The sequence below is a fragment of the Gemella haemolysans genome, from assembly GCF_901873445.1.
In the GTDB taxonomy this organism is placed as follows: domain Bacteria; phylum Bacillota; class Bacilli; order Staphylococcales; family Gemellaceae; genus Gemella; species Gemella haemolysans_C.
The window spans coordinates 1-13,941 of the sequence record NZ_CABFLN010000036.1; the positions used below are offsets into that span (position 1 = coordinate 1).

The 13,941-nt window shown below is 31.2% G+C and carries 14 protein-coding genes and 1 tRNA gene; all 15 read right to left on the minus strand.

All coding sequences use genetic code 11. The annotated features are described in order from the left end of the window. Positions 1-115: 115 nt before the first annotated feature. The 15 genes from JX287_RS05315 to JX287_RS05385 all read right to left on the minus strand — a co-directional run bounded on the left by JX287_RS05315 (position 116) and on the right by JX287_RS05385 (position 13,847). Complete coding sequence (locus tag JX287_RS05315) at positions 116-967, minus strand: bifunctional 5,10-methylenetetrahydrofolate dehydrogenase/5,10-methenyltetrahydrofolate cyclohydrolase (protein ID WP_204643264.1); 852 nt, start codon at positions 965-967, stop codon at positions 116-118. Further along, on the minus strand, positions 951-1,574 hold the full coding sequence (gene plsY, locus JX287_RS05320; RefSeq protein WP_204643273.1) for a glycerol-3-phosphate 1-O-acyltransferase PlsY: 624 nt from the start codon (positions 1,572-1,574) through the stop codon (positions 951-953). The genes JX287_RS05315 and plsY overlap by 17 nt, the downstream gene beginning before the upstream one ends. A 7-nt stretch (positions 1,575-1,581) precedes the next feature. Beyond that, complete coding sequence (gene pheT / locus JX287_RS05325) at positions 1,582-3,975, minus strand: phenylalanine--tRNA ligase subunit beta (RefSeq protein ID WP_204643275.1); 2,394 nt, start codon at positions 3,973-3,975, stop codon at positions 1,582-1,584. A 12-nt stretch (positions 3,976-3,987) separates the two neighbouring features. Next, complete coding sequence (pheS, locus tag JX287_RS05330) at positions 3,988-5,010, minus strand: phenylalanine--tRNA ligase subunit alpha (protein ID WP_204643276.1); 1,023 nt, start codon at positions 5,008-5,010, stop codon at positions 3,988-3,990. Between the two features lie 439 nt (positions 5,011-5,449). Beyond that, positions 5,450-5,869: an SMI1/KNR4 family protein gene (locus JX287_RS05335; RefSeq protein ID WP_204643278.1), complete on the minus strand. Its 420-nt coding sequence runs from the start codon at positions 5,867-5,869 to the stop codon at positions 5,450-5,452. Positions 5,870-5,877: 8 nt separating this feature from the next. Beyond that, entirely contained in the window at positions 5,878-6,033 is a 156-nt protein-coding gene (locus JX287_RS05340; protein WP_204643280.1) for a hypothetical protein, read from the minus strand. Positions 6,034-6,301: 268 nt separating this feature from the next. Then, the gene (locus JX287_RS05345) at positions 6,302-6,667 is read right to left on the minus strand and encodes an SMI1/KNR4 family protein (RefSeq protein ID WP_204643282.1); all 366 of its coding nucleotides are present in this window, start codon (positions 6,665-6,667) and stop codon (positions 6,302-6,304) included. A gap of 11 nt (positions 6,668-6,678) precedes the next feature. Further along, positions 6,679-7,401, minus strand: coding sequence for a DUF4241 domain-containing protein (locus tag JX287_RS05350; protein ID WP_239650342.1), 723 nt, complete (start codon positions 7,399-7,401; stop codon positions 6,679-6,681). A 205-nt stretch (positions 7,402-7,606) separates the two neighbouring features. Further along, a complete protein-coding gene (ptsP, locus tag JX287_RS05355; protein ID WP_204643290.1) occupies positions 7,607-9,319 on the minus strand; it encodes a phosphoenolpyruvate--protein phosphotransferase in 1,713 nt (570 codons plus the stop codon). A 1-nt stretch (position 9,320) separates the two neighbouring features. Then, entirely contained in the window at positions 9,321-9,584 is a 264-nt protein-coding gene (locus JX287_RS05360; protein ID WP_003145399.1) for a phosphocarrier protein HPr, read from the minus strand. Between the two features lie 335 nt (positions 9,585-9,919). Further along, entirely contained in the window at positions 9,920-10,684 is a 765-nt protein-coding gene (locus JX287_RS05365; RefSeq protein WP_204643292.1) for an epoxyqueuosine reductase QueH, read from the minus strand. A gap of 177 nt (positions 10,685-10,861) precedes the next feature. Further along, complete coding sequence (ruvB, locus tag JX287_RS05370) at positions 10,862-11,860, minus strand: Holliday junction branch migration DNA helicase RuvB (RefSeq protein ID WP_204643301.1); 999 nt, start codon at positions 11,858-11,860, stop codon at positions 10,862-10,864. Between the two features lie 19 nt (positions 11,861-11,879). Then, positions 11,880-12,461: a Holliday junction branch migration protein RuvA gene (gene ruvA / locus JX287_RS05375; protein WP_204643304.1), complete on the minus strand. Its 582-nt coding sequence runs from the start codon at positions 12,459-12,461 to the stop codon at positions 11,880-11,882. 137 nt (positions 12,462-12,598) lie between these two features. Next, positions 12,599-13,486, minus strand: coding sequence for a phosphate/phosphite/phosphonate ABC transporter substrate-binding protein (locus JX287_RS05380; protein ID WP_204643306.1), 888 nt, complete (start codon positions 13,484-13,486; stop codon positions 12,599-12,601). Between the two features lie 287 nt (positions 13,487-13,773). Further along, positions 13,774-13,847, minus strand: a tRNA-Cys gene (locus JX287_RS05385). Positions 13,848-13,941 lie beyond the last annotated feature (94 nt).

A 13,941-nucleotide genomic window follows, 5' to 3' on the forward strand; every position in this document is an offset into this window, starting at 1 on the left:
TATAAGTCTATATATCAATAAAAACAATGCATTCTTATTCAATATATTATTGTATCATTATTTAATAAACATTTCAAATAAATATAATCTCAAAAAGTACTATATATTGTTGAAATTATTTAGCTAGTAAATCATAAGCGGCAGTTAACGTATTTCTCATTAACATTGTGATTGTTAAAGGTCCTACTCCTCCTGGAACAGGAGAAATATAAGCAACCTTATCAATAAATTCATCCAGATTTACATCTCCAACCAACTTACCATCTTTATAGTTATTTCCAACATCGATAATAGTACATGTTGGTTTTACTTTTTCTTTTCCACTTAAGAAATGCGCAGCTCCAACACAGCTAACAATAATGTCAGCTTGTTCAATTAAAGATTCTAAATCTTTAGTTCTAGAGTGAGCTGTTATTACAGTTGCATTATTTTGTAAAAGTAAAGTTGAAATTGGTTTACCAACAATATTACTTCTACCTATTACTAATGCAAGTTTACCAGAGATTTCTTCTCCAGTAGATTTAATCATCTCTAGAATTCCAAGTGGAGTACATGGAATAAGTTTAGCTTCTCCAATCACTAACTTACCTACATTAATTGGATGAAATCCATCAACATCTTTATCCGGACTTACAGCATTTAATACTTTTTCAGCATCAACGTGTTTTGGCAACGGTAACTGCACTAAAATCCCATGAACTTTTTCATCGTTATTTAATTTTTCAATTTCAGTTAATAAATCATCAGTAGAAATTTCCTCAGGTAATTCTATTTTTATTGAATTAATATTATTTTCAATACAAGCTTTATGTTTAGAATTAACATAACTTCTTGACGCTTTATTATCTCCGACTAACACAACCGCAAGAGTTGGTTCAATCCCTCTTTCTCTTAAAGCAGTTGCTTCCTCTTTAATTTCTCCTCGCAATTTCTTAGCAAGTTCAGTCCCACTAATGATTTTTGTCATTCTTTGTTCCCCTTTTTATTTTTAATTTCGATTGATTTTCTGTTCCGTTTAATAATCTTTTTATATTCTTTTTATGCATATAAATTACAAATACACACATAACCATCATAACCCATTTATCAATACCAGCTTCAAAAAAGCCAAGATATCCGATAGCAGTTAAACTGATTAGAATACTTCCTAATGAAACATAACCAGTTAAAAATAGTGTTGAAAAGAATATAGCTAATAATAATAAACTTAACATTGGATATAGGAAGATAAACACGCCTGATCCAGTCGCAACAGCTTTCCCACCTTTGAAGTTCGCAAAGATAGGAAACACATGCCCTATCATTGCAAAAGCTCCAAATATTGATAAGTAATCAACTCTACCAAGCATCAAAGTTGGAAGAAATGTCGCTACTATCCCCTTAGAAACATCACAGATAAAAACCGTTACTCCAGCCTTTTTACCAAGGCATCTGAAAGTATTTGTTGTACCTAAGTTTCCACTTCCTAATGTTCTAATATCAGTATTATAAAATACTTTTCCTACGATTAATGCAAATGGTATAGAACCAATTACATATGCTAAAATACAAAATAATATTATTTGTGTAATCATAGACTACCTACCTAATAATTGCTCCATACGCTGTAAGTGCAGCTAGTACTTTTTCATGAACCGCTGTCACTTCTTCATCTGTTAAAGTTTTTTGTTTATCGCTATAAGTAATTGTTAGAGCTAATGATTTCTTACCAGCTAATAATTCAACACCAGCATATAAATCAAATAATTCTACATTCGTAATCAATCTACTATTTACAGATTCAATTACATTATAAATATTTTGATATTCATCTTTAACGTCAACTAACATGGCTATATCACGAGTGATTTCAGGGTATTTTGTTACTTCCTCATATTTAGGTTTAACTTTACTTTCTGAAATTACTTCATCTAAATTAATTTCAAATACATATGTAGTATTTAATCCAAGTTTATCAGCAACTTGCGGATGAACTTCTCCGATAAATCCAATACGTTTTTCCCCCAAGTAAACTTCTGCGAAACGACCTGGGTGCATACCTTCAAGTGTAGATTTTTTATAAGTAACTTTTTCTTCTAACCCTAAACGTTCAAATACTACTTCTAAGTATCCTTTAGCCGCGAAGAAATCTAGAGTACTGCTTTCTTTAAGCCATTTAGTTGCTCTTTCTTCTCCAGTTAAAGCCGCACTTAAATATAATGTTTCTTTCGGTTGAATATTATCATCCCCACTTCCGAAGAATACACGACCAATTTCTAATAATTTAAGATCTTTTTGTTTTCTAGCTACGTTGTATTGAACAGTATTTAATAATCCCGGAACTAAACTTTGACGTAAAGTCGAGTGAGTCTCAGTCATAGGCATTAATAATCTTACTTTGTGGTGATTTTCTAAAGTATACCCCGTTGCTTCTTCTTCAGATACCAATGAGTAATTAATTGTATCGTTGAATCCTAAGCTAGCATATACTGCGCGTAAATCACGAACCATTTTTTGTGAATAAGTTAATCCACCTTTAGTAGTTTTAGAGAATTTTGGTAATGTTGAAGCTAAATTATCATATCCATAAATTCGAATAACTTCTTCTACTAAATCTTGTTTAATAGAAATATCAGGTCTTCTTGTCGGTACTTTAACAACTAAGTTTTCTCCTGTTACTTTTACTGAAAAACTTAAACCTTCAAGAATAGCCACAATTTCTTCAGTTGATAGAGTAATTCCAAGATAGTTGTTGATATAAGAAGTTGAAATTTCTACAACTTTTTCTTCTTCTTTATTTACTACTCCAACAGAACTTTCAACTACAGCATTCGGACATAATTCTAAAATTAATTCTACTGCACGAGTAAGTGCTGCTTTTTGCATATTAGGATCAATTCCTTTTTCGAATCTTGCAGAAGAATCACTTCTTAATCCGTGCGCTGCAGAAGTACGACGTACTGATGTAGGATTAAAATACGCAGATTCTAAAATAATGTTTTTAGTTTTTTCACTTACTTCTGTATTTTTACCACCCATTACTCCACCAAGAGCAATCGCATGAGAACCATCAGTAATTACTAAGTCAGTTGTTTGTAATTTTCTCTCTTCTCCATCAAGAGTTTCAAGAACTTCACCTTCTTTAGCATCACGAACTACGATTTTATCTCCTACTAGGTCTTTGTCAAAAGCATGCATTGGTTGACCAAACTCTAATAGTACGTAGTTTGTAATATCTACGATATTATTGATTGGACGAATACCAGAATTCATAAGTCTTGTTTGTAACCATAATGGAGAATCTTTAACTTCTACATTTTTAACAACTTGACCCACATAGTTTTTACAAGAATCACTTTCAATAGCAACTTGTAATGAAGTTGCTTCATAGTTTTCTTCTTTTTCAACATCTTTAAAATCAACTTTATTATTATATAAAGCACCTAATTCATAAGTAAGACCACGCATACTAAGTGCATCAGCTCTGTTTGGAGTAATTGAAAGATCTAAGATGTAATCATTTAATCCTAACAATTCAACAACATCAGAACCAAGCTCTTGTTCAGTTTCAAAAACGTAGATACCTTCTTGATAATTTTTAGGTACTACACTCTTACTTAATCCTAATTCACCTAATGAACAAATCATACCTTGTGATTCTACACCACGAAGTTTAGCTTTTTTAATTTTAATTCCTGGTAATTTCGCTCCAACTTTAGCAACAATTACATATTGTCCAGCATCAACATTTGGTGCACCACAAACAATTTGTAAGTTTTCTTCTTCACCAACGTTTACTTGACATACATTTAATTTTTCAGCATCAGGGTGTTTTTCTTTAGATGCAACATAACCAACCACTACGCCAGAAATTTCTTCTGCTAAATACTCAACACCTTCTACTTCAATACCACCACGAGTGATTTTTTCAGCTAATTCATTAGCATTATCTTCAACATTTGTATATTGTTTTAACCAATTATAACTTACTAACATTACTACCTCCTATTAATCGTTTCTATCACTATTGAATTGTTGTAAGAATCTTACGTCATTTGTGTAGAAACTTCTAATATCGCTAATACCATATTTTAACATCGCAACACGTTCCGGTCCCATACCAAAAGCAAATCCAGTATATACTTCAGGATCAAAACCAGCCATTTTAAGAACATTAGGGTGAACCATACCTGCTCCTAAAATTTCTAACCATTTAATGTTTTCTTCATCATCCTCATTACCCCAAGATACATCAACCTCTACAGATGGTTCAGTAAATGGGAAGAAACTTGGACGTAGACGGATTTTTTTGTTTTCCCCGAATACAGCTTTAATAAAGTGTTCTAAAGTTCCTTTTAAATCACTAAATGTAATATTTTTATCAACTACTAATCCTTCAATTTGTGTAAATTGGTGAGAGTGAGTAGCATCATCATTGTCACGACGGAATACTTTACCAGGGCAAATAATCTTGATTGGTCCTTCACCATTAGCTTTTAACATTTCACGAGCTTGAACAGGTGAAGTTTGTGTTCTCATTAACAGCTCATTTGTAATATAGAATGAATCTTGCATATCACGAGCTGGGTGATCTTTTGGTAAGTTTAACATTTCAAAGTTAAACTTGTCAGTTTCAACCTCTGGTCCTTCTGCAACAGAATATCCCATTGAAATAAAGATCTCTTCAATTTCTTCAATAATTTTGTTTAACGGATTTAACCCACCTAGTTGTACTTTTTTACTAGGAAGAGTCACATCAATTTCTTCGCTAGCTAATTTCAACTCTAATGCTACTTTAGCTAGTTCAGCTTTTTTTGCTTCTAAGCTATCATTAATGAACGTTTTCACTTCATTAACAAGTTTCCCAAAAGTTGGTCTTTCTTCTGGTGATAAATCACGCGCCCCTTTCATAACTTCTGTTAATTCACCTTTTTTCCCTAAAAATTTTACTCTTAGGTCATAAAGTTCTTTTTCATCTTTAATTGTTTTAACTAATTCTAAATATTCTTTTCTTATATTCTCTAAAGTCATAAGTTCCTCCTTAAAAATTTAATATAAATACATTGGTATAAGTTCTATTAATTATCCAAAATAAAAAGCCCCTCAAGACTAAGTCTCAAGGGACGAATATATCGTGGTACCACCCGCATTTTAAAGCAATTTGCTTCCTTAATATGGTTTTTAACGGGGACCAACCGATTGTACTCATAGTCTACTTATACAATTACTCATAAGCTGAAAATATATTCTCAGTTAGTACAACTCTTTCAGTCACGTAGTTGCTCCCTGTTAAAAACTTCTAATATACCGTCTTAATCATTGCTTTTAAATTATATAGTTAAAATAATAATATAAAAATACCACGATGTCAACTAATACGGCAAAAATAAGGCATGATAACTGATGAACTCAATATATGTTATTTTAAGTTCTAATTTAGCAGTTCCATCAAAAATGTTAGATTATAACGCTAATTAATTCCAGCCATTATCTCATCTATCAATTCTGTAATTCCTTCAGCTACATAAACTATTTCATCAGGATCATGAATATAAAAAATAATCTGACCTTCTCTCCCAGCATTATTTGGATCGAAATCAAACATTAGAAAGCAACTATCACCATACTCAGCAAAAGGAATCCACCTTTTATTAAAAAGATATGGTTTTACTCTACTATCCCTCATTTTGTCTATCTCATCACTTGAGAAATATTCAGTAAATTCTGTTAATAAGGCATCTTTATTTTGAAAATATTCCTTTGTATTTTCTATAGCTTGCAGACTCATTAAACAAAATGGCATTTCTCTTTCATCTATAATACAAGGAAAAATACTCAAGTATTTACTCCCATTTTTATATTTGTAAATTTCTTTTACATCATTAGGCAAGGTTATACCTATTTTTTCTCGAAAGATACAATCTCTATCTCTGAAGCTCCTGAAATTTCGTGATAATCGTCAAGATATTCTTCTACGGGATTTTCCAAATCCCATTCTTCAAAATTTTCACATATATATTTTTCAATTTGTTTGATTTTATCTATTATTTTCATATTTTCTCTCCAAACATTAAATTTAAAAATGCCAAACCTATTCATATAGTATTAGTAACTACATTCCTATGTAGTTTTATTCACTAATTTTTTCTATTTTCGAGCGTCTCTATCATTTGCGTTTTACGTTCTTCCAACTCTTTAATTTTCTTAAGCAAGAAATCAGAAAAGTTTACTTCATCTTCCTCAAAAGCAACTTTAGAATACCAATCAAGTGCGACAATTCTATTATTTTTATCAAAGCAAAATATTGTATTTCCATCACCGATTATTGAAAAAATGGAATATAGTCTTCTAAACCTTCTTCATGTAATTCTTTTGTTTTTACACGAATATCTAGATAATCTGGTATTCCTTTTGCAATACCATATACTATAATTCCTCGACAAAATGTCCAAAATGGTGCTACATCATATACCTTAGCTCTTGGCCATAATTCTTCTCTAACTTCCATATAAAGTCCTCCCAAAGGAGACATAGTAAACTCTTTAAAATCATCTGGAAGACTTACATCATACTGCTTCTCAAAATTTAATATATCCTTTTCTGATGGTTCGTTTCCCATACAAGCAAAAATCTTATATACCTTAGAATCATAGTTATGAAAATAATCATAGACTTCTTCTATCGACATAAATAATCTCCTTATCCTAGATAAATATACTCTATAACAATGTCACAAAGATTTTTATTCTTATCATATCCAAAATACACAGGATATATTCCATCTCCAAAACCTGTTTGAATCATCGGAATGTTCAAATCAGTATTAGGAATTCTGAAATTAATCCAATCTCCTCCTTCACGTTGATAAAGTGGATTTTCTACTGCATTTTTTTTAAAAATCTTAGCAAAAAAATCATCATAAATATTTTTACCAGGATTTTCTTCATACCAACTATCTTCAAAATCACAATATGCATTTTTAGTTTCAACATCTACTATTGTCGCAAGCCCTGCATCTACAAAAAATCCAAAAATACTCCCTTCTTCAAGAGAATCTAGATTTTCATCTCCCTTTAATGCTTCGTAGTAAATAACAGGTTCTTCTTCTGTAAATTTAACTCTACTCATCACATATCTGTAATGGTCTTCCTCTATTTTTGCTACTAGCGTTTTTATTCTAAATTTTCCTACAGGCACAGACTGTAAATAAGGTTTTTCATCTCTATGAAGCCATACTAACGGGTCTCTAACCAAAATTTCTCCAGTTGGGAAATTCACTTCCCCCATATCTAAAACAAAAACTTCCTTACCTTGTATTTCTTTCATTTCAAAACAATGTGCATAATTTACAGATGATATAAGTAAATTTTTAACTTCTTCATATTCTTTTAGCCATTTTTCTGATGTATGTATCTTTTCCATAAAAGTCTCCTTGAATATATTTTTATATTATTGTTAAAATCTTAAACTTAACTCTATACTAATTTTTATCGAATACACTAATTATTATACACCAAATTAATCTTAATTATTTAAAGTAAACTAATATGTTTTTCCCTTTTATAATTAATATAAAAATCACCCTTTCCCCTTTTCGAAGAAAGAATGATTTTATTTATATATTTCTTTATTTCGTATATTCTTCTACTAACGCTAATACTTCTTCAGTTGTTGAACACATAATAGCTTTATCAACTAACTCTTTCATTTTTTCTAATGATAAGTTTTTGATTTGGCTACGTGCTTGAAGAATTGAAGTAGCTGACATTGAGAATTCATCTAATCCCATACCTAATAGTAATGGAATAGCTAAGCTATCTCCAGCCATTTCCCCACACATTCCAGTCCATTTACCTTCTTTGTGAGATGCTTCAATAACATTTTTCACAAGACGTAAGATTGCCGGGTTATATGGTTGGTATAAGTATGAAACTTTTTCACTCATACGGTCTGCAGCCATAGTATATTGAACTAAGTCATTAGTTCCGATTGAGAAGAAGTCAACTTCTTTAGCGAAGATATCAGCAATAACAGCAGTTGATGGAATCTCAACCATGATACCTAATTCGATATCGTTACTTACTGCAACACCTTCAGCTACTAATTTTTCTTTTTCTTCTAAGAATAAAGCTTTAGCAGCTCTAAATTCTTGAACTGTAGCGATCATTGGGAACATTACACAAAGTTTACCGTAAACAGAAGCACGTAATAATGCTCTAAGTTGAGTTCTGAATAAGTCTTTTTCTTCTAGACAAAGACGGATAGCTCTAAACCCTAAGAATGGATTCATTTCTTTTGGTAAATCTAAGTATGGTAATTCTTTATCTCCACCGATATCTAAAGTACGAACAACAACAGGTTTATCACCCATTCCTTCTAATACAGCTTTGTAAGCTTCGAATTGTTCATCTTCAGTAGGTAGTTGATCACGTCCCATGTATAGGAACTCTGTACGATATAAACCAACAGCTTCCCCACCATTGTTGTTTACACCTTCTAAGTCAGCAGGTGTACCAATGTTTGCAGCTAAAAGAACTTCATGTCCTTCTTGAGTTACAGATTTCTCTGTTACTAATTTAGCCCATTCAGCTTTTTGAGCTTCAAATTTAGCGTGTTTTTCTTCTAATTCAGCTGTAGTAGCTTCATCTGGATTTACATATACAACACCTTCTAATCCGTCAAGAATTAAGATATCTCCATTTTTAACTTCTTCAGTAATTGTACTAGTTCCTACTACTGCAGGAATTTCTAATGATCTAGCCATGATAGCTGAGTGTGAAGTACGTCCACCAATATTAGTTGCAAATCCTTTAACAAATTGTTTGTTAAGTTGTGCTGTGTCAGATGGAGTTAAGTCTTCAGCAATAACGATTACTTCTTCATCGATTAAGCTTGGGTTTGGTAAATCTACACCTAGTAAGTGAGCTAAAATACGTTTAGAAACGTCACGAATATCAGCAGCACGTTCTTTCATGTAGTCATTATCCATTGCTTCAAACATAGAAACGAACATGTCTGAAGTTTCTTTTAATGCATATTCAGCATTAATTTCTTTTGATTGAATATCAGTTTTAACAGTTCCCATAAATTCTGGGTCTTCTAAAATTAATAAGTGAGCTTCAAAAATCGCTGCTTTATCAGCACCTAGATTTTCGTGAGCTTTATCTTTAATAATAGTTAATTCTTTTTTAGAAATTTCAATAGCTTCTTCAAAACGTTTAACTTCAACTTCAACGTCTTGAACTTTAACTTCTTTAACTGTTAAATCAGGCTCAACAAAAATGTATGCTTTAGCAAAAGATATCCCTTGAGAAGCTGCAATACCTTTTAGTTGTAACATTTTATGCTAATCCTTCTTTCTTCATTGTTTCTTCTAAAGCTGCTAATGCTTCTGCTTCGTCAGCTCCGTCAGCGTAGATTACGATATCAGCGTCTTTTCCAACTCCAAGACTCATAACACCCATGATTGATTTTAAGTTAACTTTACGTCCGTTGAATTCTAATTCAATGTTTGATTGGAATTTAGAAGCAGCTTGTACTAATAAAGTAGCTGGTCTAGCGTGGATTCCTGTTTCGTCGATTACTTTAAATTCTTTTTGTAACATAGTTATGTCTCCTTTTATTTAAAAAAATATTTACATTCAAATAATAACATATGAAAGCAATATTTACAAGTATTTTGTACTTATTCGCCCTTAAATATCATATGTATTCTATAACAAAGAAAACCATTTCTTTTCCTATAGTAAGCAATTGCATTAAAACTAATGAAAAAATATGAAAACAGATTTTCAATGTTAAAATCAAAAAAATGGTCAAATATACTAAAAAAGTATCAATTACAAGAGAAGTAACGATACTTTTTTATATTATATTATGCTGAAATAATTTAAAATCATTATATATTTATTGTTATATTGTAAACTATATAACAAATTTATTATACTAACTCTCCACCAAGCTTAATAATTGATTTAAATTTTTCATAATCTTCATGATTTCTATTAAACTCACGAGCATTTTTATTTACTTCTTTAAAATCAATCCCTTGATCTTTTGCTGCAAAGACGCATCCACAATAACATTGTCTATAAATATTATAATCATTACACATTTCTACAGATCTCTTATATCCATTATTCTTTTTAAAATCTGAAGGTAAGTAATAAATTGACACTTGCTCCTGAAGAACATATCCAGCTTCATTAATTACAGTTGCATTTTTCTTAGGACTTAGAGTTAATGCAGATGCGAAATAATCATATCCTAACTCCTCTGCTTTTTGAGCAGATGAATCTAAACGCATTTCATAACAAATATGACATCTATCTCCACCTTCTCTATCTTCTTCATGCCCCTTTACTGCACTAATAAATTTACTTGGTGCATACTCATCCGCTAAAAATTTAATTTTCTTATCATTTCTTTTATTAAACTCTTCAACAAAATCTTTTTGTACAAGCATACGTTTAATATATTCTTCTTTCGGATGAATATTTGAATTTGAGAAAAATATAGTTATGTCACTTATCTCTGATAAATACTCAAGTACATAAGTACTACAAGGTGCACAACAAGAGTGAATAAGAATCTTCGGTCTAAAATTTGTTTTTTCCCATTCTTTTATTAATTCCTTTAAGACATTATCATAATTTATTTTTTGATTTTTATGTCTTGTGTTTATAAATTGTTTACTATCGATCATACGAATTCAATCCTTCTAATATTTATAATATTTTACTAAACAAGTTTAATATACTTTTTAATTTTTTACAATTAATATCATTACTAATTAAAAAGCATTATCAATAAATTAAAAACACGGATTTTAATTACTTATACTTTTAAACTCATAGCAATTTACATCCATGTTTTATTATTATTAACCTTTATAATTTATCCCTAAATGTTGGTATGCTTTAGGTGTTGCACGACGTCCTCTTGGGGTACGCTCAATGAACCCTTCCTTTACTAGATAAGGTTCATATACATCTTCAATAGTTATACTTTCTTCTCCTATTGTTACAGCGATAGTCTCTAATCCAACAGCTCGACCATCATATCGTTTTATTAAACACTCTAAGATTTTATAGTCTATATTATCAAGTCCTTTAGCATCAACTTGAAGCAAATCTAATGATTCTATCGCTAAATCTTTTGCTATTACACCATCATTCTTAACTTGTGCAAAATCCCTAACACGTTTTAATAACCTATTGGCTATACGAGGTGTACCACGAGATCTCATAGCAATTTCGTAAGAACTCTCTTCATCAATATCACATTCAAAAATATCTGAAGTTCGTTCTATGATATTTTGAAGTTCACTAATAGTATAGAACTCTAAACGACAATGCACACCGAATCTATCCCTTAGAGGTGCTGTTAAAGCCCCAGCCCTAGTTGTCGCTCCTACTAACGTAAAAGGAGGAAGCTCAATTCTAATACTTCGTGATTCTTCACCTTTTCCTATTACAATATCAAGATAAAAATCTTCCATAGCTGAATATAATATTTCCTCAATTGATCTACTAATTCGATGTATTTCATCAATAAAAAGAACATCGCCCGGTTCTAAACTAGTTAAAATCGCTGCTAAATCCCCAGATTTTTCTATTGCAGGTCCAGAAGTATACTTAATACCTACTTCCATTTCATTTGCAATAATTGTCGCAAGTGTTGTTTTCCCTAATCCTGGAGGCCCATATAATAAACAATGGTCTAGTACCTCACCACGTAATTTCGCAGCTTCTATAAATATTTTCAAATTACTCTTAATTTGTTCTTGCCCTATGTACTGACTTAAAAATTTTGGTCTTAAAGACTGTTCTTCACGTTCTTCACCAAAGTTTTGACTAGCTGATACCATTCTATCTTCCATAATTTCCTCCTTTCATCTACTATGCATTCATCAATAGTTTTAATCCTTGTTTTACATATTCATCTACACCGTCAAACTGATGAGTAGAAAGTTTCTTCTCAATTTTTGTAAGTTCTTTTTTACTATATCCCAGTGCTTCTAGAGCTAGGATTGCATCACTTAGATAATTATTAACAGCCTTTGGTGCACTGCTTATATTCGTCATACTAAAATCAACCTTACCTTGTAAATCAAGAATAATTTGCTGAGCTGATTTTTTCCCAATTCCAGGGAACTTAGTTAAATAAACAGCATCTTGATTTTCAATAGCTCCAATAATTTCTTCACTAGTACCCCCAGCTAAAATAGCTAAAGCACTTTTCGGTCCTACACCTTTGACTTTTAATAGAAGTAAAAAGACTTTCTTTTGTTCTTTATTTGAAAAACCATAAAGAACATTTGAATCTTCTCTTACTTGTTGGCTAATAAATACAGTTCTTTCTTCATTCAAGTGATATTCATATGGATTAGCTACTACAACTTCATAGCCTATGCCATTGTTATCTACCACTATATTAGTCGGATTTACTTCCGAAATTTTACCTTTAATATACGCGTACATTACATTCACACTCCTGATTGATTATTTAATTATAAAATTAAACGAAAAAAATCTCAAGTGTTTTATTTAATTGAAGAGTTTATATTTTTAATTAAAAGAAAAACTTGGCACTAGTAGTACCAAGTTCATTCTATCTATTATTTTACTTTATCTAAATCCACATTCATAACTTTTGCTGTAGCTTCAACTTTTTTATATGCATCTTGATCCACATCAGTAAATCCTGTGATACTGAACATCTTAGTGAACATTTCTTTCATTTTTGGATCTTTTTCAATATCTCTAAGAGCCTTCTCTAATTTTTCTTGAAGCTCTTTATCCATCTTACTAGAAGTCGTAACCATAACACCTGGAATCATATCACTTGTTGCTAATTTTTGAATATCAGTTTTAGCTTGAGGGAAGTCTTTAGCATATCTATCTTCAACTCCATCAAAAGTTGCAATTACATCAACATCCTTGTTAAGAAGAAGTTGTAAGCTCTTATCATGTCCACCACTGAATTGATAACTGATATCCTTATCTAAGTTAAGACCAGCATTTACTAACATAGCACCCGGATAGATATATCCTGAAGAAGATGAAGGATCAACAAATGCTACTTTTTTACCTTTAACATCTTGAAGTGATTTAATTCCTGAGTCTTTTCTTACATATAGTTCAGCAGTATAACCAGGTTTCCCTGTTTTCCCTTTAGATGTTAAAATCGGTTTTGCATTACTTTGTTTTTGAGCAAGTAAAGATGAAAACGGAGGGATGATACCAAAATCAACACTTCCACTACCTAAACCTTCAACTACCCCTATATAATTACTTGCAGTAAAAGCTTCTACTTTTACGCCTAATCTTTCAGATAGATAATCAGAAATCGGCTTAAGATCTTCTACTAACTTCTCACTATTTTTCAGAGGAACAAATCCCATCTTAATAACTTTCTCTTCCTTTTTCGTCTCAGTTTTAGTAGAACAACCTACGATAGAGAAGACAAAAACAAAACTGAATAGTGCTAATAATATTTTCTTCATACTATTACCTCCTCGGTATTTATATTGTATTTTGGTATCATTTTAACATAAAAAAAATAATATATCTACCTTTTAAATAGAAATAATAGTAATTTTCAATATAAATTTTCATAATTTTTTACGATTTTTTAGAAAACTATTAATAAATATTTCAAATATTTAACTAAAATAATAAAGGACTATTACAACTCAAATCATTAAAAAACGGACTGATGAAAAAAATCAATCCGTTTAACTTATATACAAATTTTGAAATAAAAAAACACCTTTTGAAAAGATGATTAAATTGGAGGCGGCTACCGGATTTGAACCGGTGATCAAGGTTTTGCAGACCCGTGCCTTACCACTTGGCTAAGCCGCCTTATTGTATTTAATTTTAATGGGGCGGCTGAGGGGAATCGAACCCCCGAATGTCGGAACCACAATCCGATGCGTTAACCACTTCGCCACAGCCG